Here is a 21,594-nt window from a genome sequence, read left to right as displayed (position 1 = left end):
CGTCTGATGAAAGTCTTGTTCATGTGCACCCACAACAGCTGCCGCAGCATTCTGTCCGAGGCGCTTTTCAACCACTTGGCGCCCGAGGGTGTAGAAGCCGTCAGTTCAGGAAGCTTTCCCAGTGGCCGGGTGAATCAACTGGCATTGCAAACGCTGGAGGCGGCGGGTATTTCCACGGTGGGCTTGAGCAGCAAGGCTTCGGATGCTTTTGAAGGCTCGCCTCCAGACATCGTGATCACTGTCTGCGACCGGGCAGCGGGTGAAGCATGCCCAATCTTCTTTGGGCCAGCTTTGAAGGCGCATTGGGGGCTGGCCGACCCGTCTGAGGCTAGCGGGTCGGAAGCCGAGATCACCGCAGCGTTTGAAGCCACACTGGCCAAAATTCACGAACGCGCGAGTGCGTTTCTTGCACTGCCGCTCAAGACCATCAGCGCTGAACAGTTGAAAGCTGAACTGAACCGCATCGGTTCGCTTTAAAGATCAACCGAGGCGGCACCCAACCAGGCGCCGCCGTAGGAGTTTATATGCAAGACACATTGCCGAACGTACACGCCGACCTGATCGACATTCCGTCGCTGGAGCAACTGTCGCCTCGCACGCCTTCGCTCCATAAACCTCGCATTCTTCTGCTGTATGGATCAACGCGAGAGCGCTCATTCAGTCGGTTAGTCACGCAAGAGGCGGCACGCCTGCTGAATGAGTTTGGCGCTGAAACCAAGATCTTTGACCCATCGGGTCTGCCGCTTCCGGATGACGCTGCCGATACACATCCCAAGGTCGCTGAGCTGCGCGAGCTGATGCAATGGTCTGAGGGGCAGGTGTGGTGCTCCCCTGAGCGTCACGGCTCCATGAGTGCAGTATTCAAAGCCCAAATTGACTGGGTTCCGCTGGCGATTGGCGCTGTACGACCTACGCAAGGCAAAACCCTTGCTGTGATGCAGGTCTGTGGCGGCTCCCAATCCTTCAACGTGGTTAACCAACTGCGGGTACTTGGACGGTGGATGCGGATGTTTACCATCCCTAACCAGTCTTCCGTGGCTAAGGCGTTCACCGAGTTCGATGAAGCAGGCCGTATGAAACCGTCCTCGTACTACGACCGACTGGTGGACGTGATGGAGGAGTTGATGAAGTTCACGCTGCTGTTGCGGGATCGCCAGGATTATTTGGTTGATCGGTACTCCGAGCGTAAAGAGTCCGCCGAAGAGCTTTCCAAGCGCGTCAACCAGCGCTCCATCTAACGTCAGCACGAGGAAGCGATATGAGCCAGATCACGATTTACCACAACCCCGAATGCGGCACTTCTCGAAATACCTTGGAGCTGATCCGTAATAGCGGGGAAGAACCGACGGTTATCGAGTACCTGAAGACCCCGCCTGATCGCACCGCACTTGCCAGGCTCATCGGGGATATGGGTATCGGGGTGCGGGCTCTTTTGCGTATCAAAGGAACTCCGTACGAAGAGCTGGGATTGGGTGATGCTTCGCTGACGGACGAACAGCTCATTGATGCCATGATGGCTCACCCTATCCTGATCAATCGCCCCATCGTCGTGACGCCTTTGGGGACGCGTTTGTGTCGTCCGTCAGAAGCTGTGCTCGATTTGTTACCGCAAGAGCAGCGTGGGAGTTTCGCCAAAGAGGACGGCCAAGTGGTCATTGATGAGCACGGTCGCAGAGTCTGATACGACGACGGTGAGGTGCCGCGATTGAGCCTGGAGGATGCTGGTGAGTCAGAATTCGAAACTTGATGTTGTGGTCATTGGCGGTGGTCAATCCGCGCTGACAGTCGCCTATTTTTTGAAGCGGACGAGCTTGTCTTACGTGCTGCTCGATGCGGAGTCGGCACCAGGAGGAGCCTGGCGGCATGGCTGGGACTCGCTGCGACTCTTCTCTCCATCGGCATGGAGCTCGATTGCGGGCTGGCCGATGCCTGCCGTATCAGAACAAACGCCTCACCGTGATGATGTTATCGACTATCTGACTCTGTACGAGCGTCGATATGCCTTCCCCATCATCCGATCCACCAAGGTGACCCGTGTCGAAAAAATCGAAGAAGGATTACGGGTTGTCTCCGGGGATAGAAACTGGGATGCCAAGACGGTTATCAGTGCAACAGGCACCTGGAGCCGGCCATTTACCCCTAGCTATGCCGGACAGGAGTTGTTCGTAGGGCAGCAGCTTCATTCCGCTCATTACGTTGGGCCGAATGAATTTGAGGGGAAAACCGTCCTTGTAGTGGGTGGTGGCAACTCGGGAGCCCAGATTTACGCAGAGGTTTCTAAAGTGGCTCAGGCAATCTGGGTAACTCAAAAGGCTCCAAAGTTTCTACCTGATGAGGTTGATGGGCGCGTCCTGTTCGAACGAGCTACTGCTCGATTGAAGGCGCAACAGGAAGGTGTGGAGCCTGAACAACCCGCTGGGGGGCTGGGCGACATCGTAATGGTGCCATCGGTGAAGGACGCTCGTGAACGCGGTGTATTGAGCGCAGTACGGCCATTCACGCACTTCACTTCAACAGGCGTTGTCTGGTCATCAGGAGACGAAACAGAGGTGGATGTCGTCATCTGGTGCACTGGGTTTTCTCCAGTGCTCGACCACCTGAACAGCCTGGGCATTGTAGGCCAAGATGGCAAAGTGGCTGTGAACGAAAACCGGAGTGTTGCTTCACCCAATCTGTGGCTGGTGGGTTACGGCGATTGGACGGGGCTCGCCTCTGCGACATTGATCGGAGTGACCCGCACCGCTCGAGATGTAGTCAAGCAAGTGCAAAGCTATCTCGCTGAGTTTGACTGATGTCTACCGCAGCCCCGACGACAAGGCAGCATGCGACCCTGATTGGCTCAATGGGTTGTAACCAAATTCTTGCGTGGGGCTCCACGTTTTATCTGCCGGCAGTTCTAGCTGAACCCGTTTCGCACTCACTAAATACATCCGTTCCCGCTGTAGTGGGCGCCTTATCGTGGTCTCTGCTTGTCGCTGGAATATGCGCGCCTGTAGTCGGCAGGACTATTGATAAGCATGGCGGAAAATGGGTGCTCGCCAGCAGTTCGCTTTTGCTGGCCCTTGGTTTAATCACCATGTCTTTCGCATCAGGGCTGTTCGTCTACTACATCGCATGGACAGTTTTGGGTTTGGGCATGGCCGCAGGCCTGTATGACGCTGGATTCGCGACACTGGGCCGACTGATGGGGGCAAGGGCGAGAGGCTCGATGACCGGACTGACACTCATAGCGGGCTTCGCAAGCACGGTCGCTTGGCCTTTCCTGGCGTCGATGGATGCGAGCCATGGATGGCAAACCACCTGCAGGGTGCTCGCCTTAATCCATCTTGCTGTAGGTTTGCCCCTTCACCTGCTAACGGTTCCATTGCCTACGCCGCGAGCAACTGAGTCCGCCAAGATCGCCAAAGCATCGTACGCGCCTGCTGATCCACGCTTAGCGTGGATCGCCTTGCTGTTCACATTACATGCGTTCGTAATGTCAGCTTTGGCGGTCAATCTAATAGCGCTCCTGCGTAGCCATGAAATTTCCGCCGCCATGGCAGTAACGCTCGGAGCGCTGATGGGGCCGTCTCAAGTTGTCGCTCGACTTTTGGAATATGCGTTTGGCCGCAGCGCTCATCCGGTATGGATAGCAAGGCTAGGGATTCTGGCTTGCATCGTCGGACTGTTGGCCTTGGGGCCGGGGATGGTGATGCTGTCCCTTATCGCAGTGATTACCTTCGGCGGTGGAAATGGGATCATGACCATCGCCAGAGGAACAGTCCCACTTACACTGTTGGGCAGCACCAACCTAGGCATGCACCTTGGCCTGATCGCTCGCCCAGTGTTGGTTGCACAAGCGGTAGCGCCCATGGCATGCGCATACATCCTGGTGCAGCTTGGCCCAAACTGGCTAATTTGGATCATGGCCGGGATATTGGGCATCGGCGCTTTGGTCGCATTCACCAAACTACGAGCTTTCACCCCATCACTGGCTTGATTTCAACCTGGGGGAAGAGAATAGGTTCCAGTGGAGGGGTTGCCTGGCACAGCCCGAGCCGCCAATAGCCGACGTCGTGCCATTTCCCAAGCTTGAAGCCTACCTCTGGATACGTCCCTATATGGGTGAATCCTAGCGACTCGTGCAGGCCCACGCTGCCTTCATTGGGCTGCGCAATTCCAGCGTAAGCGGCGCGAAACCGCTGTTTCTCAAGTATTGGAAGTAGAGTCTCGTAGAGTTCGCGGCCAACACCCTGGCGGCGAGCTGATTCAGCTATGTACACCGTCACGTCAACAGCCCATCGGTAGGCTGCACGTGCACGATGCTGGTTTGCGTATGCATATCCCTTGATCTCACCACCTTCTTCAGCCACAAGGTAGGGATATTTCTGAAGTGTCGTCGCTATCCGCTGAGCAATCTCCTCAACGCTTGGCGGGGTCTCTTCGAATGAGATCGCCGTGTTCGAAACTATGGGGGCATAAATGCGCTGGATGGCTTCTGCATCTGCTACTGCCGCCGTACGGATTTTCAAAGCCATGTAGGTCGTCCCTGATTCGAAAGTTAAACATTACCCTTTTTGGATCAGCCTAGGACATGGTCGAAATATGAAAATGTTATGGACGCTACCATTCGCCTAATTCGGTTAGCTAAAGCCTCTACATCGAGTTGACTGATTCAACCTCAACATACTTGTACTTCTTCCTCGCAGCCTTCACAGCCTGCTGCTCAGCAAGCAACGAGCTCAACGTATCAGCCTCGTGAATCAACTCGATCATTTTCCCCTCAAACTCGTTCCCAACCCGGAGTGTGACCCGCAGCCTGGGCGTAAAAGCTTTCGACGCTTTCTTCTTGGCTGCTGGAGCAACCACCGGTTTCGCGGGCACAACTTCTTCCACAGGCTCCTTTACTAGAGGAGCGGGCACCTGCTCTTCGGGCTGAGGCGTACCGAATAGAGCACGACGCATTTCTTCTTCAGTTAATTCAGGGTTCATAGAACATCTCAAAGGGGCGGCACTTCGCTCGACAAATTCTACTAAGATATTGCTGACTGCTATCTCTGGGGAGCCTGCGTAGACGTCAAATCCCCAGTTCTATTTCAACACGATAGCCTCGCAAGGCTCGTGAAAGCTGCTCCTTCGGCAATCGTGTAATAAGCCCATCCACTAAGCTGCTGGCGTGACGAGCGTACAACGTGACTGTGCCTGCAGCCGGGATTCGATCCGGTACGAATGCGCCGACTCGCTCCTGGGCAATTTTCAGTATATTCAGGACTTCCTGGCTCACCTTGTCGGTGGATAGATGCTCAACGACTGATCTGGGCGGAGGTGCGGCGCGACTCCACATTTCTATGACCGCTTGGAGGAGTCCGTCTGAGCCGAGATGCTCGAGGGCCCTCTCCCATAACTCACCCTCCTGCGCCATATTCAGGCGAGCCCTAGTCATAACGGAGTTCCTGCAACATGAGGCTCTTTCTTGATTGCGAATTTACTCAGCTCTCATCTGCAGCGAAGCTGATATCGCTGGCACTGGTTGCTGAGAATGGTCGCGAATTCTACGTGGAATTGGTCGACACATGGCGAAAGGAAGATTGCAGCGACTTCGTCGTAGAGATCGTCCTTCCGCAGCTATGGGGCGGTGACAATGCACAACCTACCATCAGGGCAAGAACTGCACTGCTCGATTTCCTAGCCTCGTTCGACGAAGTTCTGGAGATTGTCACAGATGCTCCACAGTACGACTGGGAGCTTTTCTGCGAACTCGCATATGACGATGGTAAATGGCCAAGGAACATCCGGAATTACCCCACTGACGCCACCACTCTGGATGCCACAAGTGAAGGGGTTCCGCTTCCGCATCACGCTCTTCTTGACGCCCGTATCATCGCTAGCATGTTCACCGAAAGCGATCTGAAGAAAGGGTGATGAAGTCCTACGGGCCCAAGGTGATCTAAAGCTGTCTTCCACAGCAATCCTTCTTGGGACATATTCAGCCTGGTGCTGGTCATTCAGAAATCAAGCCTGTTCAGACTTGCTGGTCAAATACCTACGAATAGTAGTTTTAGACAGACCCAACGCTTCAGATATCTCGGTTACTGACACTCCCTCACTGTGAAGGCGATTTGCCTCTGCCGCTTTCTGCGCTGCTCCGGATCGTGCTGGTCGACCAGGAGGAAGCTTCCCTGCACTTACCAACGACTCCATCTCAATATCTACGCTGTCCTTCCTAATCCTATTTAGTTGCTTATTCAGACGCTTCAGCCCCTCCCTAAGCGGCTCGTTGGACTGTAGACACGTCGCCATGAGGATCAGTGAGGCTGGCTCAACCTCCAGCAGCGCTGCAAGACGAATGAGCACATCAATCGTGATGTTCACCTCCCCACGCTCAATCCGGCCCCAATAGGAACGGTCAATAGTGATCAGGTTTTCTTGCGTAAGACCTTTTTTTCTACGCAGTGCTCGCACCACTACAGCTAGGGCTTCTGCGGCCTCCATGACATTTCCCCACGCAAATCGAGGATAAGGCCATATTGCGGCGCACCATAACACGGGCTATGATCCGTATTATGGTGCTATCAGCGTTTTTGAGGCCTGCTTTTCGATGCATATACATCCGTAAGCGGAGCTACGCACCTTGCTTGCGGGAGCCATCTGCTCGAGTGCGAGCGACAACAAGCGGGCTTGAATTGTCAATTTCCCGGTTATTAATGAAAGGAAGCCCTATGGCCAGCGTCGAAGAACCCGACTTCATGAATGGGCCACGGACACCACTTGAGGGCCTGTCGAGCAGCTCTGCAGCTCGAGCCTTAGCAGTCGAACGATTTCCTAAAAAGCCTTACTGCCTAGTTCGCGACTGGACAATATTTCGTATTGAAGTCACCCGCGACGAACTCTTCAAATGCCAGGCAGCGGGCCAACTCCCGATGATTCTGTTTGCTCACAACGTGGCCGAGGACAGCCAAGGCCGTTTCGAACGCGGCGATTGGGTTCGTTCAAGCATGTGCACCGGTTTCCACGACGGTGTTGCGTTCGAAACCAGGAACACTATTTACGTGTTGATCGGCCCTGGTCATGAACAGCTCGCAAGCCTGAAAGACGTTTTCTCCCTCTTCTAACTGCGCTCTGTATCGGAGCCCATTCAGGCTAAGGACATACGATGTTTAGAACACACGACGCCGACATGCTCGGTCTCCCCGGTATGTTCGGTGAGGGTCAGTACCAATGGCATCAGGTATCCAAAGTGCTTCGTAATCACTGGTACCACGTAACTGTCCAGGCCATGTGCGAGGACAGAATTTCAGAGGCGGTTCTGATGATCGATAGCGAACCACGGCTTCAGCAACTGCTGATTGCTCAGGACGCGGAGACGATCATCACAGAGGTGCAAGTAGTCACACCTGCCCACATGAATGGCACGGGAGTTTGGCGAATGGAGAAACTGACCAAAGTGACGCTTGGTGAAGACCAAAACGAGTGTGTCGTGTGCCTGCTGGAGGTGGAGACCGGCTCCAAATACCACAGCTCTCACCAACCTGGCTTCAACACTGATGTGCTGAGCAACCTTCGTCCGATCTATCACGCGAACATGATTCGTACAGCCTGAGATTTACCAAGAATCCTTCACGATACCAGCACAGATGGTTCCGTGAAGATTTCCTGGTAACGCCATACGGACTGCGAAAGGAACGCAATTATGCTGAACACAATTGATGTAAATCTGCATGGAAAACGACATACAGATTTCGATCTCGCACGAATCCTAAAAGCACAAGCGCAAGGCTTCGACAAACCGATAACAGCCTATCTCTGCGGAGTATCCATAAAAGCTCGTGCTGGCATCGGCGTGGTTTTTGGCCACGAGCGAAAAGACCATCATGGTCGGTTTGGCGATGGTCATCTGATCAGGACTTCTGACGTGTTGAAAGTCGAGCGTGAAGGCCGGTTTTGGGTGATGACGACCGAGAACTCTAGGTACGTGCTCGCAACATTTCAGCGCGGTAATGGGCGTGCGAGTCTGCGGGATTTCCTACGTCTTTCACGGGGTCAGCACCATTTCACGCCACGAGTTTTGCAGTGACGGTCGCGCCCATTAGCATGGATGGAAATCACCATCCTTTGCTCAATCTGGGGCGTCCGCCTGTGCACTTTTAATGAGGTAATTACCGAGAGAGGCACACAGTCCAACTATCAACTCAGCCTCGTTGAACGAAGGCTCTCGTCCTTCGCGTATGTGCCGACCATTTTCAGATGCGTAACCCCAAGCCTTCGCTACAGCCTGATCCAGTGGGGGAGGAATGATGGTGTTGTGTCGTTTGAGAATGTCACCCAGATTCGCTTTGACATCACCAGTGACTTCTCGGGCAACACACTCTAATGATGCCATAGCATGCTGGATGGCACCTGTTGGATCAGGAGAGGGGCGACGGGAGAGATCACCTATTGCTTCGTGCAGCTCCTTACCCGCTGTCACATGACCGTATTCGCTCACTGTCTCCCGAGCATTCTTTACGATGACTTCGAATGACTCCGGGCCACGAATTTCGACTAAGCCATCTGCAAGCTTCCAACCAATGCCATTCTCTACGAAATAGTCATTCAACTCGGTGTGAAAATGTTCGTACGTATCCGGGTTGTAGTTGTGCTGACCCAAATCGGCCAAGATGCGTTCGATTACGTCATAAACTTTGTACCACTTACATTCTTGGAGAAGATTGTTCACCTCCCAGTCAACGTTGGGAAATTCGCTCCAGTTGTTTGAGTCAGGCTGTTTTTTTAGAGCTTTACAAAGAATGGCCCGCAGGCCTGAGGGCTTGAATCCGCACTCGTAGGCCAATTGAACTAAATACCCTCGCAGCTCCTCCGGCGCATCCTCCCTGATAGTGATTTCACTCTCTTGGGTGCTATGAAATCCGTTGCGCTTGGAAAAAGAGTCTTTCATCCCGTTTCCGCTCCGATGATCCTTCGTTTGATCAAGCTAGAGTTTTTCCCTATCCGTGTCTATTGCCCAGGTACTCGCATTATTGGGGGAACCAATCAGATCAACTGTTGAGAACTGAATAGCCACCAGGCCGCAATCGCGGCCTGGTGGTTTTCCAAAGTGTTATTCGTGTGAATGCCCGTGCTCGGCCCTCTCGGAGGTTTCTCCTTTCTCACCATCGCCGCATGCCGTCATCAGGCCGAGGAAGCAGATCAGGAGCATCGAACGAAACAGAGTGGTTGGGGTTTTCATGGAAGGACTCGTCAAAAGTTGATAATTGGTGTGGCCGCAAGCTGAGCGGTGAATTTTCGGCAGTAGGACAGCCATCGCTGTTTTGAATTACTGTTTGACGCTCAAGTAATCGCCGGTTGTTTTCAGTGCGATGGTCACGTCGTTGTTGCTGCGATTACGCCAAAACCAACCATGGGTGCCGTCAAAGATGGCGGTAAATTCACCCTTATCACTTTTGACCTGCTTGCCCTTGTTGTAGCTATGGAAGTAACCCTTCTCACCGTTGTAGGGTTCGCCATGGGTATCGAAGTTCACAGGCCCACCAACCGCAGTCCATTCGTAGCCAACAGACTTGCCCTTCAAGACTTCGAGCTTTATTTCAGTCCCTTCACCTGGCTTGAGCGTGACGCTCATTTGATTAGTCTTCAAAGCTGAAGTGGGTGTGGGAGCCGGCTGAGCAGCAGGTTTCGCAATAGGCTGGACTTGCGCAACCTGTGGAGCTGGAGCTGGAGCTGGAGCAGCAGCTTGCGGTGGCGCGGCATCCGCCAAAGCTTCCTGAGCAAGGATGATCTTCAATTCGCCCATTTGGGTCAGTCCCAGTGCTCGGCCCACACCCGTTGGATCGACGGCATATTCCGAAGGCATAACCACTGTCACCAGCAGGCCGACCGCAGTCAGCAGTGCAATGACAGTGGAGCGCACCAGTTTGCGAGTGCTTGGCAATTCATTAACAGTGGGAAGCGGAGTATTGAACATGGTCAGAATTCCTTACGCGGAGACAAACAGGCCGGTGATCTGGTAACCCATCAAGAGGAAACCGGCACTCATCATGGCGACGTTGGCGGTATAGGCGTGGCGCCAGAAACTGCCGGTGCGCCGCCAATACCCCATCAGAATGAGAATCGCGCTGAGGGCCAGTAACTGGCCGATCTCAACACCAACGTTGAAGGCGATCAGGTTCGGAATCAGGCCATCAGGTGAGATCTCGTATTCCTGGATCTTCGTCGCCAGACCAAAACCGTGGAGCAAGCCGAAGATCAGCGTGGCCACTTTGGTGTTGGGTTGGAAACCGAACCAGCGCTGGAATGCGCCCAGGTTATCGAGCGCCTTGTACACCACCGAGAAGCCGATGATGGCGTCGATGATGTACGAGCTGATGCTGACCTCTGTAAGTACGCCAAGCAGCAGCGTGACCGAATGACCTACAGCAAACAGCGTGACATACAGCCCCACGTCTTTCAGGCGATAGAGGAAGAAGATCACCCCGAACAGAAATAGCAGGTGGTCGTACCCGGTCATCATGTGCTTGGCGCCCATGTAAATGAAAGGCAGCAACATGACGCCGGAGCTTTCCTGGATGAAGCCTTTGTCACCTTCCGCGACGGCGTGAGCCATCGCCTCGGGCATTCCCAGGAAAAGTGCAGCGATAAGTAAAAACAACAGCAATACGGGGCGGTGCAAAGGCGCGGTAATCGCGCCGACGCCGCTCATCAAGTACGAATGCATATATCAATCCTATGTTGCAGAGATCGAAGGCCGTAGTGCGGCCAAGGTCAAGATGCGAACGAAGGACGGGGTGGACGCTCGATCAAGAATATCGGCGGCAGGGGAACAGAGTGTCGAAGCGCATCGACCCGGATGGATAGCATCGGGGATGTCGCCAGCATCAACGCCGCTGTGAGTTGCGGTGTTTCGTGCTGGTGATCAGGGGTCAATGGCGAATGGTAGTGATCTGAAAGACTCGAATAGCTTGATGAAGCCTCTTCGCCGTGGGAGTGATGGGCGTCTTGCGTGATCTCCCAGGCTGGCTGTTTCGACGCCACTGATAACGAATAGGTATGCCCGGCCCAAGCCACCAATATGGCGAGAGCAAGCGCGATTACCACCGTAGTTGTCAGTGTTCTGCTGAACATGGCGTTAGGGTTTCAACTCGGTTTATAGGGCTTTTACGCGTTTGACCGGATCCCCCTAGGGGGGATAGGATGCCAGCGTAATTCATTGAGGCCTGAGGCTCAAGTCATGAGTGAGCACGAACACGAACACAGCCATCCCCACACCCACCAAAGTCATGAGGCGATCATCAAACGTCTCAAACGGGCGGATGGGCATTTACGCGGCATCATCACCATGATCGAAGAGGGTCGTGAGTGCGTGGACATCGCCCAGCAGCTGCATGCGGTTGAAAAAGCAGTGTGCCAGGCCAAACGTACGCTCATCCAGGATCACATTGATCACTGCCTGGAGGACACCGTTTCGGCGCTAGGCAATGGCGAACGCGCACCACTGGAAGCTTTCAAGCAAATCACCAAGTACCTCTAGGTCTGTCATGCCCAATTTTGCTGAACTGCTGCAACAAGGCGGGGCTCACGCCTGGCTGTATTTCCCGAGCGCGATCCTGCTCGGCGCCTTGCATGGCCTGGAGCCGGGACATTCCAAAACCATGATGGCGGCCTTCATCGTGGCCATCCGTGGCTCGGTCAAACAGGCTGTTTTGTTAGGTTTGGCCGCGACGTTGTCGCATACCGCAGTGGTGTGGTTGGTCGCCATCGGCGGCATGTACCTGGGCAAAGGCCTGGATGCGCAAACCACTGAGCCGTACTTCCAGCTTGCCTCTTCTGCACTGATTATCGTGATTGCGCTATGGATGCTCTGGCGTACTTGGCGCGGCGAGCAGATGTTCAAGTTCGAGCAAGGTGATGATCATCACCACGGCGAGCACGACCATGGTCATCATGACGAGACCCATCGAATCGATACCGGCCATGGCCGCATCGAGCTGTCGATCTTCGAGGAAGGCATGCCACCGCACTGGCGCCTGAAGACACTGACCGGGCACGCTTGGGCTGCCTCAGATGTTCGCCTGATGACTACTCGTCCCGACGGTAGCAGCCAATCGTTCTCTTTCGTTGAGCGCGACGGCTTCCTGGAGTCGACGGTCGATATTCCGGAACCACATGAGTTCAGTGCTCGCTTGAGTCTTGGACATGCAGATCACTCCCATGATTACGATCTCCATTATCAGGAACACGATCACGGGCATGCTCATTCCGAATTGGAAGGCTTAGAGTTGTCGAATGATGGCTACCAGGATGCGCATGAACGTGCGCATGCCAGCGATATCCGCAAGCGCTTCACCAATCGCGAGGTCACTACGGGCCAGATCGTTATGTTCGGCCTGACTGGCGGTCTGATTCCTTGTCCGGCAGCCATCACCGTTCTGTTGCTATGTCTTCAGGTTAAAGAAGTTGCGCTGGGAGGCATGCTTGTCCTGTGTTTCAGCATCGGATTGGCGCTCACCTTGGTCACTGTAGGTGCTGCGGCGGCAATTGGTGCTAAGCAGGCCTCCAACCGTTGGCCTTGGCTGGGCACCGTGGCTCGTCGTGCTCCGTACCTGTCCAGCGTGCTGATCATTTGTGTTGGTCTGTACGTGGGTTTCCATGGCTGGATCGGCCTGAACGCTTGAGGCAAGTCTTTCGTGCTTGAACTTACGAGCTACATTGGTCTGTTCGTGGCGGCATTCGGTGCCGCGACGTTATTGCCAATGCAGTCTGAAGCCGTGCTGGTCGGGATGTTGCTCTCCGACCGGTACGTCGTTTCTACGCTATTGGCGGTAGCCACTGTTGGCAATGTGCTTGGCTCCGCACTGAACTGGCTTCTGGGCCGTTCCGTTGAGCGATTCCGCCACAAGCGCTGGTTCCCCGTGAGCGAGAGCAAGTTAGAAAAAGCCCAGCAGTCCTATCTGCGCTACGGGCGCTGGTCACTGTTATTGAGCTGGGTGCCCATCATTGGCGACCCGCTGACAGTCGTCGCTGGAGTCATGCGCGAGCCGCTCTGGAGTTTCCTGTTGATTGTCACCCTGGCCAAGGGGATGCGTTATCTCGTGCTGACCGCCGTCACTTTGGGATGGACATGACGACTGCTCATACAAATCCGCCTTCTTCACTCAAGAGCCGAAACGCCAGCCTGGATCTGATCAAATGGCTGGCAATGCTCACCATGGTTATCGATCACTTACGATTGGTCTGGCCGGAAATGAGCAACCTGTTCATTCCAGGAAGGCTTTCATTCCCGCTGTTCTGTGTCGCCATTGCGGCAAACGTGGCACGCTCTAAACAGGGGGAATTGCTGACTACTGCGAACGTTCGATACCTTGCGTTGATGCTCTTGTTCGCCGTCATATCAGAAGTGCCTTATCGCTACATCAGCACCTCAGGATCATTCAATGTGTTGGTGACGCTGGCATTGGGGCTGGTGATTGCCTGGGGATGGCAACATCGCACCCTATTGAGCAGCGCTATGGCATTATTGGCCGCCGCGATTGCCTACGTGCTGGATGATCCACTTATGTACGGATTCTACGGTGCACTTGTTCCAGCGGCTGTCTTAATAGCAATCAAAGGCCCCGGTGTTCTTTGGCTGCTGCCAGCGGCTCTATGCCTGATGAGCAATACTCGAAGTAGCATCGTAACCAGGGCGCTGGACTTGGAAGTCTATTCAATGGTGGCGTTGAGCACCGCGTTCGCGGCGCCGCTGATAGGACTCTGGCTACTGCGTCAGACCTTCACCTTCAAGGTCTGGACGGTGCGGCAATGGGGATATTGGTTCTATCCGGGCCACCTTGCCGCTTTGCAAGCGCTACGGTTGCTGGTCTGAATACCGGTCACCAGCTTTAGCAAGCCCTAGGAACTCACGATCATCTGTTGGGCCATCGGCGATGCTGATCATCGATCACGTATGGATGTTCGTGATCCACACCGTCCTGGCCGTCGATGTGTGCGTGATCGCCCGGCAGATTCTCATGGGTGTGTTTGATCGACTCCTGATCATGAGCTGGGCGCCAGATCACGATGCTGACCAGTAGTGCACTGCCTGCCACCACGGCGAGGCCAACAAACGACGCCGTGAGGCTGATGTTGGCTCCCAGCCATCCCGCCAGTGGATAAGTAATCAACCAACAAGCATGGGACAGCGCAAATTGGGCGGCAAACAACGCCGGGCGATCTTCGGCATGTGCCGAGCGACGCAACAGGCGACCGCTCGGAGTCTGGGCCAGCGAATAGCCCACCCCGAGCACCATCCACAGCGGCAGCAGGAAGTTGTAGGTGGTCAGGTTGATGCCGACGGCCAAGCCTACGACCAGTATTCCTCCGCCAAACAACATGGCCGTTCGGTCTTTGATGTTTTTCAGCAGGCGAGGCAAGACCAGGGCCGAGATCATGGAACCACCACCAAACGCAGCCAGCGCCAATGCTGTTGAGCTTTGGGGCAGAGCGAAGCGCGACTGAACCAGCACCACGGTGTTGACGATGACCATGGCACTGGCAGCCGCTACCGTCAGGTTGAGAGCCAGCAGCCCTCGCAGGCGGGGCGTCGCTAGGAATATGCGCATGCCACGGGTAGTTCGTTCATAGATGCTGCGTCGTGGTACTTGCTTCGCCTTTGGCAACAACACCGTGGCGACTAGGGCGGCAGAAGCGAGGAAGCCGATGACCGTGCCGGCGAAAAGGTTGTGGAAGCTGATCACCGTCAGGAGCGCGGCAGCGAGCATCGGGCTCGCGACACTTTCAAGATCGTAGGCCAGGCGCGATAAAGACAGCGCACGCGTGTAGTCGTCTTCATCCGGCAGGATGTCTGGAATGGTCGCTTGGAACATTGGAGTGAACGCTGCCGATGCGGACTGAAGGACGAAAATCAGCACGTAGATTTGCCAGACTTCCGTTACAAACGGTAGTGCAAGTGCGACCAGTGCTCGCACAAGATCCAGTGAAACCAGCATTGCCCGACGCGGTAGACGTTCAGCAAAAGCCGCTGCAATCGGTGCAACGCCGATGTATGCCGTCATCTTGATTGCTAACGCCGTACCTAGGACGGCGCCGGCTTGGGCTCCTGCGAGGTCGAACGCCAGTAAACCGAGCGCGACGGTGGCAAGGCCAGTCCCTACGAGTGCAATCACTTGAGCCAGGAAAAGATGGCGATAGGTTCGGTTGGCTAGGATTTTCAGCATGAGAAATCTCAAAAGGAAACGCGTGCGCCTATCTGGTCACTGAGATTTCCCGAAGATAGAAGAACTACGAGTTTCTCGTTTTCAGATGATTTTGTATCCCCCCTAGGGGGATATGAATTCATCCTAAACCAGAGCCAGGAGTAGCTCAAGAAATAAGCATTCGACCTTTGATCGAGACTCCGGAGAAGTAGCTTGCTCAGTGAAGGCACTTAGCCATACGCTCCCGGGCGTGAGACCTCTCACGGATATAAAAACATGAGCAAGGAGCAAGCCCTGATGAAACTGTCCGCCATTTTGATCGCCGCTTTACTTTCGATTACGTCCGTTGCTGCCTTCGCACACAGCGGCGGTACTGATTCAAAAGGTTGCCATCGCAACCATAAAACCAACGACTACCACTGCCATTAAATGGCAAAAGCCCAGCGTCAGGCTGGGCTTTGGTGTGAGCTGGTCACTTCAGATCTGAAGGGGCCTCGGTGTCTGACGGACGCTGTTTAATCCGCTCGTGATAGCTAGCGCAACAGATGTACTGCTAGACCAGCGAGCGCACAGGCCATCAGTACCTGAATGACGCCGCGCTTGAAGCGAAACAATGCTATTGCGGCTGCGATGGCGATCAATGCAGAGGGCCAGTCGAGGTTACCGCTGAAGCCTTTCGGCCAAAGCACGTGATACCCGAAGAAGCATGCCAGATTGAGGATCACCCCAACTACGGCGGCGGTGATGGCGGTAAGTGGTGCAGTGAACTTGAGTTCGTTGTGGGTCGACTCAACCAGAGGGCCACCCGCAAGGATGAACAGGAACGAAGGTAAGAAGGTGAACCAGGTCACCAGGGCAGCTGCGACAGCTCCGGCCAGAAATACCTGATCAGCCCCGAACACTTGCGAGACATAGGCCCCGACGAAGCCGACGAAAGCCACCACCATGATCAGCGGCCCTGGCGTGGTTTCCCCCAGCGCAAGGCCGTCGATCATCTGTGTCGGGGTTAGCCAGCCATAGTGACCGACTGCGCCTTGATAGACATACGGCAGTACGGCATACGCCCCGCCGAAGGTCAGCAATGCAGCCTTGGTAAAGAACCAGCTCATCTGGGTCAGGGTTCCTTCCCACCCAAAGAGCGCAGTCAAAACACCCATCGGCAAAGCCCATAGCACGGCACCAACCAGTGCGAGTGAGGCCAATTTCAACCAGCTGAATCGAGCATGTTCAGGGGACGGCGTGTCGTCATCGATTAAGGCCGGGCCGAAGGATTTTTTTGCGGCGCTATGGCCACCGGCTCTGAACTTCTCAGGTGCCAATCGCCCGCCGAAATAGCCAATCAATGCTGCCCCTAAGACGATCAGCGGGAACGGAACATTGAATGCAAAGATCGCGGCAAATGAAGCCGCTGCTATCACCCACAGCCAATTATTCTTCAGTGCCCGAGAGCCGATTCTATGCGCCGCCTGCACCACGATGGCCGTCACGGCGGGCTTGATGCCGTAGAAGAGTCCGGCTACCACGGGTACTTCGCCGAACGCGATGTACATCCACGACAGCGCGATCAGGATGAATAGTGAGGGCAGCACAAACAGCGCGCCGGCGATCACGCCTCCCCACGTTCGATGCATCAGCCAACCAATGTAAGTCGCCAATTGCTGAGCCTCGGGCCCTGGCAACAACATGCAGTAATTGAGGGCATGCAGAAATCTGCGTTCTGAAATCCAGCGTCGTCGCTCCACCAACTCCTGGTGCATGATCGAGATCTGGCCCGCAGGCCCGCCGAAGCTAATGAAACCGAGCTTCAACCAGAACCAGAACGCCTCACGCAGACTAATCTGTTCAGGCCTCAACGGATCCACTTCAACCTCTGGTGCCATAACTTTACTCATTGGGCTGCTCCTCTTTCACAAAACCGGCGAGCAGACCGTCGAAAATGGCACTCGCGGCAGCCAGCAGTTGGTCGTCGTCGGTAATGGTTTCTCGCAGCCCTGCCAGTACACGTTCGATGCCGGCAGCCTCCACGGGTTGAATGCCCCCGATATCGAGGTAATGCACAAGGGCAGCGATGCGACCTAGACCTTGTATCTGAATTTGAAAACTGGCTTGTAGGGTTTCAAAGGTGACGCGGTTACCAACATGGCTGAAGGTTGCGTCATCGAAATCAAACCCCAAGGCGTCGACTGGGCAGTCCTGCGGCGTGTTCAGCCAGAGGATCTGCGCTTGCGGGTCGATGAAGCGGCGGATCAACCAGGCACAGGCGAGCCTGTCGACCCAGGGACGTTTGCGCGTTGCCCAGATACAGCCCTGATAATCACTGAGATTGAGTACCCGTATCGGTTGGTTACTGCTGTGCGGCTCATCCGGAGACAGGGCCCTACTGACTGCCGTCTCTAACTCCTGCAGAGCCGAATCAATCTGGTGTTTTGGTTCACCTGGGAAGTAATCGATGCTCGCTATCTGATCGTAGGCTTTGCGCAGCTTGCGGATTTGTTTGGTCGTCGCCAGTGCATTTTCAGCATTCAACTGCTCACGGCAGTCTTCGATCTCTCCACCAAGTTTGGTGTAGTCATCCTTGCGGTCGAAAAACTCGAGAAAGCGCTCACCGTTGGGATCAACTACAGGCAGGAGGTAAGCGGTGCCATTGATCGCCAATATGTCTCGTTCGACAGAAGTCAGAGCTTCGCGGCAAGCGCTGGTATCAGGGAGCAGATAAACACCGTCACGGAGTACAGCGGCACCTGAAGCTTTCAAGGCACGCCAGGCTCGCATACGCTCGGTGGCGTTGGCGGTAGGTAAACCAAGGATCAATACGAGCCAATTTTTCATGTAGTGATATCTACTAAATATGTATTAATCGCTACGCTACTCTATGGTGCAAGGATTGGGAAGCGGTGCTCAACAAAAGGAATTGTCGAGAGGGCATTTTGAGATGGAGGTTGTAGCAAGGATTCAGGTCGGAAGAAGGAGCGGACGTGCAAACTTGAGGTGGTCATTGCGAGCGAAGCCAAGCTTCCATTTTTTGCACCCTTCCTCTGCGTAAAAGCGCTGGTTTCCCTAAATCCAACATCATCAACAATCCCTGTCTTTCGCATTTTGAAGGGAACCAATCAGCGATTTCGACGTTACAGTGCTGGGTATCGCCTAACGCCCACTTGATAACCATGTCAGCTGCGGCTCTGTAGTGATCCGCCATGAACAGCCTTTTGCCGTCTTCTGACCAGCCTCGCATCGCAAGCTTGTCGGTTACGTCGATGACTCCAGCGTCTCCAAAGAAATCGGTGGTGTCTGGATAGTGAATACCAGCAAGAGACACCTTGGCCACGCCGGATTCTCGGTCGAAGTAAGACAGGAAATGCCATCCTCCCGTTGTACTACCTGGATCTGGAAAATTGATCGCAGCTTTTCCAGTGATGTAGTGCGTGCGGGAAACGCGTTTGAGATCAAAATCGAAAAGCGGCTGGGTCATGGGAGTTTTTTGAGCCGAGCCAGCCCCTGTTTGATGTGACCCGCGTTCTCACCAATTATGTAAAGCGCGCCACGAACGTTGTCGCCAACTTCCGCATGTCCTTGGGCTTCCACCTGGAGGGTCAGCTCCATGAGCGCAGCCTCAAGGGCCAGTTGGTTTTGGTACAGCCTTTCCAGAACGTCTGATAACGAATATTCACCCTGCACTTGAGCACCTCCATGGTCTGGGCTCAGCAGAATAGCAGGAGTGAAAGCGTGGAGTTATCCACTCAAGGACAACCAGGCAAGCGGAGCGAGCAGGCGATAGCCGAAGGCGAGAGGATAGAAGCCCGTAGGGCCAAAACGCTGGCGTTTACGCCAAGGCTTGGTTCACGACAGCCGTTCCCCACAGAGGCACGCAACCATACGGCGATTCGGACTTACAACTCCTTCAGCATCTGCTCCAGTGTCTGATGCTCCCATGTACTGAGTAGTGCAACTTGATCAGTGCCAAAGCGATCCCCCGAGTCAAACGACCACCGCCGCCCATCAGCGCTGAAGCACTCCTCGCAATAGTCGAGCGTGTCACAGTCGTTGTAGATCGATATTCGCCAACCATCGACATCAATGTGGAGATGGCCGGCGTAAATCTCATCCCACGACGCCTGGCCCACCTTGGTCATACCGCAACGTCCGAAGATGACCTCGCGTAGTACCTGGCACACCTCTCTCGCTGAAAGGGCGGACGCCGCATCAGCGGTCAACCGGCTTGGTCTATTTACTCTCCAAGCGGCTTCTTCAGGCTTCTTCGACAGCAGACAGCCTTCACAATTGGGCACGTGGTTAGCGATTTCATACTCACGCCAATCGGCCATCGCCCGGCCATCGATTTCCTGTGGGTTGCGCTCGATGAGCCACGCCACTGCATTGATGAGTTGCCCATGCGAGAACACGGCGATGTCTTGCGCAGGATGCTCTGTAACTCGATTTAAGAAAGACTGAGCTCGAGATATAAAGTCTAGAAAAGACTCTGCGCCTTCACCATCGATGAATGTGAAGTCGGCCTTGGCCCAATATGAGTCCACCCAATCTCGTCTCTGGGCAACGGTCGTGTTGATACACCGTGCAGGTTCAAGATAGGTGAACTCGTGAATGGGCCATATTTCGAATGACACTGAGGGGAAAGCAGCCACTGTTTGCATTGCAGTTGCTTGGGCTCGGGAGAACGGCGAGGCAACGATCAGATCTGGGGCCTGGACGAATGACCCTGCCACTTGGCGCGCTTGCTCGACCCCCTTTAGGGTAAGAGGGATGCTCGCGTGATCGAGGCTGGGTTCGCCTGCGTTGGCCGCGCTTTCTCCATGGCGGATCAGCCTGACGTGTTTCACTAATTGTGAGACTCGCATGGACTCGGACATTCCTTTCTTCCCGGTTTGGCTCAGGGCAGCAGGCGATTTATGCCTGTGCCCCGTAAATCATTTTTTTGGCGGCGGAGGCGGCGGTGGAGATTTCGGAAGGTCTTTTCCGTGATCTTTAACGAAGCGCATTGGGGGGGGCGGTGGCGGAGGCGGTTTTTGATTGCTCATGCTGGTTTAGCTCCCGCTGGTGGGTGTAGAACGGCACGAACGACAACACCGAGAGAATCATGGTGAGGGTTACGTAATTTGCTAAGGAAACAAGTTTTGCACCACGTTTATCGTTGTTCACCGTGTTAACGGTCGCGCCTTCAATGTAGTAGCTCAAAATGATCGTCTTGAAGTAGGTTTCCGCGTCATCGTCATTTTCACCGTGAACCGCAAAATGAGCCGTCGCATCGGCCCGATACATTTCCAGCTCAGACAAGGTTGGAAGCCCTCTGTCGAAGTCGCGCAGTTGCCATGACGAGCGAAAATAATATGCTCCACAAAGCAGGCAAAAGACCGCAGATAGGTAAAAAATCCAAAATGAAACGCCTGCAAAACCGTCTTGAGAGCTGGGGGCTTTGCCCAGCATATAGGATAAAAATGAGAGCAGTACGCCTAGGATAGCAAGGGGAAGATTGAGCCTAGAAATGAGCTTTTCTTTACGCTCTAGCTCATAGAAATAGATCTTCTCGTAAAAAGTAAACCTTGCAGCGTCGTCCATGCGAGCTACCTTCTGGCCTGGGGTAGGGCCTCTCGCCGTGTCAGACATCGAGAGATTTTGATAGTGATTCAGCCTCACCTTTCCTAACGTAACTGTTCAGCCGTGGCTCGGCCATACCGGTGTGCATGAATGCAGTTCAGCTTGGATCAGGTATTCCAATATTTTTGGACAGTGCTTCGCGCAACCCCTAGCTTTTCCGCGATTGTTTTCCTGTCGAAACCTTGTGCTTTCAAGGCTCGAATGTATTCCGCTTTAAGCGGCTGCTTAGGCTTTCCTTGGGAGCGCCTGATGAGCTTTCCATCACTGAATTGCTCCTCTACCAACTGCCACCCTCCAGACATCTCGAATTCCCTGATTCGCATGGCAGTACGTTGCAAAGCCTCGGATGGAAGTTCGTCACCCTGCGCAGCAATGACGAGAGTGACCATAGTCAAAAGATCGAGGCCTAGATAGTCAGAGATCTCGTCCAGTTTCTCCAACGTCGCATTCGCTCGGGCCTGCTCAAGCTTCCCTACGTACGTTCTGTGCGTTGCCCCCGCCAACTCTTCGTAACTCAACCCCTGATGAGCACGAGCTCCCCGCAATGCTCCTGCCAGCGCTTCTTTCAGATGCATGAGTCGGATCCTCAAAACTGAGGATAGAGCCACGGCAAGCGTGTTTCGATAAACAGACCATGGTGATATTATCGTGACATATGGTTTGCCAAGCCGTCGTTTGATCATAGCGGCGGGATGTTTGGATTGATGATGGATTGGTCATGAGAGCAGCACCTAAGACACGGCCAGGGACGTCTCGATGGGAGACGCGCTCATCAAGTCCGACGTTGATGGCCCGCGTAAGCCTGCCTGCAATCGAC

At 54.5% G+C, this 21,594-nt stretch carries 28 protein-coding genes and 1 pseudogene; 14 read left to right on the top strand and 15 right to left on the bottom strand.

Going from position 1 to position 21,594, the window contains the following annotated elements:
• Window positions 1-6: 6 nt before the first annotated feature.
• Genes EJA70_RS17820 through EJA70_RS17800 form a run of 5 tightly spaced genes read left to right on the top strand, consistent with a single transcriptional unit; the run spans window position 7 to window position 3,979 of the window.
• Window positions 7-477 carry an arsenate reductase ArsC gene (locus tag EJA70_RS17820; RefSeq protein WP_158832414.1) on the top strand — a complete coding sequence of 157 codons (471 nt, stop codon included), beginning with the start codon at window positions 7-9 and terminating at the stop codon, window positions 475-477.
• A gap of 47 nt (window positions 478-524) precedes the next feature.
• The gene (gene arsH, locus EJA70_RS17815; RefSeq protein ID WP_038443860.1) at window positions 525-1,238 is read left to right on the top strand and encodes an arsenical resistance protein ArsH; all 714 of its coding nucleotides are present in this window, start codon (window positions 525-527) and stop codon (window positions 1,236-1,238) included.
• Window positions 1,239-1,258: 20 nt separating this feature from the next.
• On the top strand, window positions 1,259-1,681 hold the full coding sequence (arsC, locus tag EJA70_RS17810) for an arsenate reductase (glutaredoxin) (protein ID WP_158832412.1): 423 nt from the start codon (window positions 1,259-1,261) through the stop codon (window positions 1,679-1,681).
• A 37-nt stretch (window positions 1,682-1,718) separates the two neighbouring features.
• Window positions 1,719-2,792 (top strand): ArsO family NAD(P)H-dependent flavin-containing monooxygenase, encoded by a 1,074-nt coding sequence (locus tag EJA70_RS17805; protein ID WP_158832410.1) that lies wholly within the window; start codon window positions 1,719-1,721, stop codon window positions 2,790-2,792.
• Window positions 2,792-3,979, top strand: a complete 1,188-nt coding sequence (locus EJA70_RS17800; RefSeq protein WP_234452433.1) for an MFS transporter — start codon at window positions 2,792-2,794, stop codon at window positions 3,977-3,979. Before EJA70_RS17805 ends, EJA70_RS17800 begins: the two co-directional genes overlap by 1 nt.
• On the opposite strand, the gene EJA70_RS17795 is transcribed toward EJA70_RS17800, so the two are convergent.
• Both EJA70_RS17795 and EJA70_RS17790 read right to left on the bottom strand, forming a co-directional pair.
• Window positions 3,960-4,517: an arsinothricin resistance N-acetyltransferase ArsN1 family B gene (locus EJA70_RS17795; RefSeq protein ID WP_158832408.1), complete on the bottom strand. Its 558-nt coding sequence runs from the start codon at window positions 4,515-4,517 to the stop codon at window positions 3,960-3,962. The genes EJA70_RS17800 and EJA70_RS17795 overlap by 20 nt on opposite strands.
• Before the next feature lie 118 nt (window positions 4,518-4,635).
• Entirely contained in the window at window positions 4,636-4,971 is a 336-nt protein-coding gene (locus EJA70_RS17790; RefSeq protein ID WP_158832406.1) for a hypothetical protein, read from the bottom strand.
• 468 nt (window positions 4,972-5,439) lie between these two features.
• Between EJA70_RS17790 and EJA70_RS17785 the strand changes: the two genes are divergently transcribed.
• Window positions 5,440-5,901: a 3'-5' exoribonuclease gene (locus EJA70_RS17785; protein WP_158832404.1), complete on the top strand. Its 462-nt coding sequence runs from the start codon at window positions 5,440-5,442 to the stop codon at window positions 5,899-5,901.
• 90 nt (window positions 5,902-5,991) lie between these two features.
• On the opposite strand, the gene EJA70_RS17780 is transcribed toward EJA70_RS17785, so the two are convergent.
• Window positions 5,992-6,471, bottom strand: a complete 480-nt coding sequence (locus EJA70_RS17780) for a transcriptional regulator (RefSeq protein ID WP_058419434.1) — start codon at window positions 6,469-6,471, stop codon at window positions 5,992-5,994.
• Between the two features lie 227 nt (window positions 6,472-6,698).
• Between EJA70_RS17780 and EJA70_RS17775 the strand changes: the two genes are divergently transcribed.
• The 3 genes from EJA70_RS17775 to EJA70_RS17765 all read left to right on the top strand — a co-directional run bounded on the left by EJA70_RS17775 (window position 6,699) and on the right by EJA70_RS17765 (window position 8,053).
• A complete protein-coding gene (locus tag EJA70_RS17775) occupies window positions 6,699-7,091 on the top strand; it encodes a hypothetical protein (protein WP_256677699.1) in 393 nt (130 codons plus the stop codon).
• A gap of 41 nt (window positions 7,092-7,132) precedes the next feature.
• Window positions 7,133-7,579 carry a hypothetical protein gene (locus EJA70_RS17770; RefSeq protein ID WP_158832400.1) on the top strand — a complete coding sequence of 149 codons (447 nt, stop codon included), beginning with the start codon at window positions 7,133-7,135 and terminating at the stop codon, window positions 7,577-7,579.
• 90 nt (window positions 7,580-7,669) lie between these two features.
• Window positions 7,670-8,053, top strand: coding sequence for a hypothetical protein (locus EJA70_RS17765; RefSeq protein ID WP_158832398.1), 384 nt, complete (start codon window positions 7,670-7,672; stop codon window positions 8,051-8,053).
• A 42-nt stretch (window positions 8,054-8,095) separates the two neighbouring features.
• Here EJA70_RS17765 and EJA70_RS17760 read toward each other — a convergent pair whose 3' ends face one another.
• The 4 genes from EJA70_RS17760 to EJA70_RS17750 all read right to left on the bottom strand — a co-directional run bounded on the left by EJA70_RS17760 (window position 8,096) and on the right by EJA70_RS17750 (window position 10,690).
• Window positions 8,096-8,914: an AbiJ-NTD4 domain-containing protein gene (locus tag EJA70_RS17760; RefSeq protein ID WP_158832396.1), complete on the bottom strand. Its 819-nt coding sequence runs from the start codon at window positions 8,912-8,914 to the stop codon at window positions 8,096-8,098.
• A 162-nt stretch (window positions 8,915-9,076) separates the two neighbouring features.
• A complete protein-coding gene (locus EJA70_RS31135) occupies window positions 9,077-9,205 on the bottom strand; it encodes a hypothetical protein (RefSeq protein ID WP_256677698.1) in 129 nt (42 codons plus the stop codon).
• A gap of 87 nt (window positions 9,206-9,292) precedes the next feature.
• The gene (locus tag EJA70_RS17755) at window positions 9,293-9,940 is read right to left on the bottom strand and encodes a transmembrane anchor protein (protein ID WP_158832394.1); all 648 of its coding nucleotides are present in this window, start codon (window positions 9,938-9,940) and stop codon (window positions 9,293-9,295) included.
• A 12-nt stretch (window positions 9,941-9,952) separates the two neighbouring features.
• Complete coding sequence (locus tag EJA70_RS17750; protein WP_158832392.1) at window positions 9,953-10,690, bottom strand: HupE/UreJ family protein; 738 nt, start codon at window positions 10,688-10,690, stop codon at window positions 9,953-9,955.
• A 513-nt stretch (window positions 10,691-11,203) separates the two neighbouring features.
• Here EJA70_RS17750 and EJA70_RS17745 point away from each other — a divergent pair.
• From EJA70_RS17745 to EJA70_RS17730, 4 genes are read left to right on the top strand one after another with little or no spacing between them, the layout of a single operon-like run.
• Window positions 11,204-11,503, top strand: coding sequence for a metal-sensing transcriptional repressor (locus tag EJA70_RS17745; protein ID WP_032894820.1), 300 nt, complete (start codon window positions 11,204-11,206; stop codon window positions 11,501-11,503).
• 7 nt (window positions 11,504-11,510) lie between these two features.
• Window positions 11,511-12,647, top strand: coding sequence for a nickel/cobalt efflux protein RcnA (locus EJA70_RS17740; RefSeq protein ID WP_158832390.1), 1,137 nt, complete (start codon window positions 11,511-11,513; stop codon window positions 12,645-12,647).
• Between the two features lie 12 nt (window positions 12,648-12,659).
• Window positions 12,660-13,097, top strand: coding sequence for a YqaA family protein (locus EJA70_RS17735; RefSeq protein ID WP_158832388.1), 438 nt, complete (start codon window positions 12,660-12,662; stop codon window positions 13,095-13,097).
• The gene (locus EJA70_RS17730) at window positions 13,094-13,837 is read left to right on the top strand and encodes a TraX family protein (protein WP_158832386.1); all 744 of its coding nucleotides are present in this window, start codon (window positions 13,094-13,096) and stop codon (window positions 13,835-13,837) included. Before EJA70_RS17735 ends, EJA70_RS17730 begins: the two co-directional genes overlap by 4 nt.
• 40 nt (window positions 13,838-13,877) lie before the next feature.
• Here EJA70_RS17730 and EJA70_RS17725 read toward each other — a convergent pair whose 3' ends face one another.
• Window positions 13,878-15,188: an MFS transporter gene (locus EJA70_RS17725; RefSeq protein WP_158832384.1), complete on the bottom strand. Its 1,311-nt coding sequence runs from the start codon at window positions 15,186-15,188 to the stop codon at window positions 13,878-13,880.
• Between the two features lie 255 nt (window positions 15,189-15,443).
• On the opposite strand from EJA70_RS17725, the gene EJA70_RS17720 reads away from it, so the two are divergent.
• Complete coding sequence (locus EJA70_RS17720; RefSeq protein ID WP_223656464.1) at window positions 15,444-15,596, top strand: YHYH domain-containing protein; 153 nt, start codon at window positions 15,444-15,446, stop codon at window positions 15,594-15,596.
• Between the two features lie 104 nt (window positions 15,597-15,700).
• Here the strand turns inward: EJA70_RS17720 and chrA are convergent, their stop codons facing one another.
• The 7 genes and pseudogenes from chrA to EJA70_RS17685 all read right to left on the bottom strand — a co-directional run bounded on the left by chrA (window position 15,701) and on the right by EJA70_RS17685 (window position 21,352).
• On the bottom strand, window positions 15,701-17,059 hold the full coding sequence (chrA, locus tag EJA70_RS17715) for a chromate efflux transporter (RefSeq protein ID WP_158832382.1): 1,359 nt from the start codon (window positions 17,057-17,059) through the stop codon (window positions 15,701-15,703).
• Complete coding sequence (locus EJA70_RS17710; protein WP_158832380.1) at window positions 17,052-17,996, bottom strand: chromate resistance protein ChrB domain-containing protein; 945 nt, start codon at window positions 17,994-17,996, stop codon at window positions 17,052-17,054. Before EJA70_RS17710 ends, chrA begins: the two co-directional genes overlap by 8 nt.
• A 163-nt stretch (window positions 17,997-18,159) precedes the next feature.
• Window positions 18,160-18,636, bottom strand: coding sequence for a hypothetical protein (locus EJA70_RS17705; protein WP_158832379.1), 477 nt, complete (start codon window positions 18,634-18,636; stop codon window positions 18,160-18,162).
• On the bottom strand, window positions 18,633-18,842 hold the full coding sequence (locus tag EJA70_RS17700) for a hypothetical protein (protein WP_158832377.1): 210 nt from the start codon (window positions 18,840-18,842) through the stop codon (window positions 18,633-18,635). Before EJA70_RS17700 ends, EJA70_RS17705 begins: the two co-directional genes overlap by 4 nt.
• 551 nt (window positions 18,843-19,393) lie before the next feature.
• Window positions 19,394-20,002: pseudogene (locus EJA70_RS31130) on the bottom strand (histidine phosphatase family protein); the annotation flags it as partial.
• Window positions 20,003-20,147: 145 nt separating this feature from the next.
• Window positions 20,148-20,738 (bottom strand): hypothetical protein, encoded by a 591-nt coding sequence (locus tag EJA70_RS17690; protein WP_256677697.1) that lies wholly within the window; start codon window positions 20,736-20,738, stop codon window positions 20,148-20,150.
• A gap of 146 nt (window positions 20,739-20,884) precedes the next feature.
• On the bottom strand, window positions 20,885-21,352 hold the full coding sequence (locus EJA70_RS17685) for a transcriptional regulator (RefSeq protein WP_158832375.1): 468 nt from the start codon (window positions 21,350-21,352) through the stop codon (window positions 20,885-20,887).
• Window positions 21,353-21,594 lie beyond the last annotated feature (242 nt).

Origin of the sequence: Pseudomonas sp. PB103, from assembly GCF_009764635.1 — a bacterium.
GTDB lineage: Bacteria > Pseudomonadota > Gammaproteobacteria > Pseudomonadales > Pseudomonadaceae > Aquipseudomonas.
Note: the sequence above shows the minus strand (reverse complement) of the source record. Positions and strands in the feature narration are given on the sequence as shown.

What these genes read in the sequence shown, in the direction of transcription:
- EJA70_RS17755 (WP_158832394.1), bottom strand. Translation starts at nt 9,940, where the DNA reads ATGTTCAATACTCCGCTTCCCACTGTTAATGAATTGCCAAGCACTCGC.
- EJA70_RS17770 (WP_158832400.1), top strand. Translation starts at nt 7,133, where the DNA reads ATGTTTAGAACACACGACGCCGACATGCTCGGTCTCCCCGGTATGTTC.
- EJA70_RS17690 (WP_256677697.1), bottom strand. Translation starts at nt 20,738, where the DNA reads ATGGACGACGCTGCAAGGTTTACTTTTTACGAGAAGATCTATTTCTAT.
- EJA70_RS17745 (WP_032894820.1), top strand. Translation starts at nt 11,204, where the DNA reads ATGAGTGAGCACGAACACGAACACAGCCATCCCCACACCCACCAAAGT.
- arsH (WP_038443860.1), top strand. Translation starts at nt 525, where the DNA reads ATGCAAGACACATTGCCGAACGTACACGCCGACCTGATCGACATTCCG.
- EJA70_RS17800 (WP_234452433.1), top strand. Translation starts at nt 2,792, where the DNA reads ATGTCTACCGCAGCCCCGACGACAAGGCAGCATGCGACCCTGATTGGC.
- EJA70_RS17720 (WP_223656464.1), top strand. Translation starts at nt 15,444, where the DNA reads ATGAGCAAGGAGCAAGCCCTGATGAAACTGTCCGCCATTTTGATCGCC.
- arsC (WP_158832412.1), top strand. Translation starts at nt 1,259, where the DNA reads ATGAGCCAGATCACGATTTACCACAACCCCGAATGCGGCACTTCTCGA.
- EJA70_RS17710 (WP_158832380.1), bottom strand. Translation starts at nt 17,996, where the DNA reads ATGAAAAATTGGCTCGTATTGATCCTTGGTTTACCTACCGCCAACGCC.
- EJA70_RS17820 (WP_158832414.1), top strand. Translation starts at nt 7, where the DNA reads ATGAAAGTCTTGTTCATGTGCACCCACAACAGCTGCCGCAGCATTCTG.
- EJA70_RS17785 (WP_158832404.1), top strand. Translation starts at nt 5,440, where the DNA reads ATGAGGCTCTTTCTTGATTGCGAATTTACTCAGCTCTCATCTGCAGCG.
- EJA70_RS17740 (WP_158832390.1), top strand. Translation starts at nt 11,511, where the DNA reads ATGCCCAATTTTGCTGAACTGCTGCAACAAGGCGGGGCTCACGCCTGG.
- EJA70_RS17705 (WP_158832379.1), bottom strand. Translation starts at nt 18,636, where the DNA reads ATGACCCAGCCGCTTTTCGATTTTGATCTCAAACGCGTTTCCCGCACG.
- EJA70_RS17685 (WP_158832375.1), bottom strand. Translation starts at nt 21,352, where the DNA reads ATGCATCTGAAAGAAGCGCTGGCAGGAGCATTGCGGGGAGCTCGTGCT.
- EJA70_RS17805 (WP_158832410.1), top strand. Translation starts at nt 1,719, where the DNA reads ATGCTGGTGAGTCAGAATTCGAAACTTGATGTTGTGGTCATTGGCGGT.
- EJA70_RS17795 (WP_158832408.1), bottom strand. Translation starts at nt 4,517, where the DNA reads ATGGCTTTGAAAATCCGTACGGCGGCAGTAGCAGATGCAGAAGCCATC.
- EJA70_RS17780 (WP_058419434.1), bottom strand. Translation starts at nt 6,471, where the DNA reads ATGGAGGCCGCAGAAGCCCTAGCTGTAGTGGTGCGAGCACTGCGTAGA.
- EJA70_RS17790 (WP_158832406.1), bottom strand. Translation starts at nt 4,971, where the DNA reads ATGAACCCTGAATTAACTGAAGAAGAAATGCGTCGTGCTCTATTCGGT.
- EJA70_RS17730 (WP_158832386.1), top strand. Translation starts at nt 13,094, where the DNA reads ATGACGACTGCTCATACAAATCCGCCTTCTTCACTCAAGAGCCGAAAC.
- EJA70_RS17750 (WP_158832392.1), bottom strand. Translation starts at nt 10,690, where the DNA reads ATGCATTCGTACTTGATGAGCGGCGTCGGCGCGATTACCGCGCCTTTG.
- EJA70_RS17725 (WP_158832384.1), bottom strand. Translation starts at nt 15,188, where the DNA reads ATGCTGAAAATCCTAGCCAACCGAACCTATCGCCATCTTTTCCTGGCT.
- chrA (WP_158832382.1), bottom strand. Translation starts at nt 17,059, where the DNA reads ATGAGTAAAGTTATGGCACCAGAGGTTGAAGTGGATCCGTTGAGGCCT.
- EJA70_RS31135 (WP_256677698.1), bottom strand. Translation starts at nt 9,205, where the DNA reads ATGAAAACCCCAACCACTCTGTTTCGTTCGATGCTCCTGATCTGCTTC.
- EJA70_RS17760 (WP_158832396.1), bottom strand. Translation starts at nt 8,914, where the DNA reads ATGAAAGACTCTTTTTCCAAGCGCAACGGATTTCATAGCACCCAAGAG.
- EJA70_RS17775 (WP_256677699.1), top strand. Translation starts at nt 6,699, where the DNA reads ATGGCCAGCGTCGAAGAACCCGACTTCATGAATGGGCCACGGACACCA.
- EJA70_RS17765 (WP_158832398.1), top strand. Translation starts at nt 7,670, where the DNA reads ATGCTGAACACAATTGATGTAAATCTGCATGGAAAACGACATACAGAT.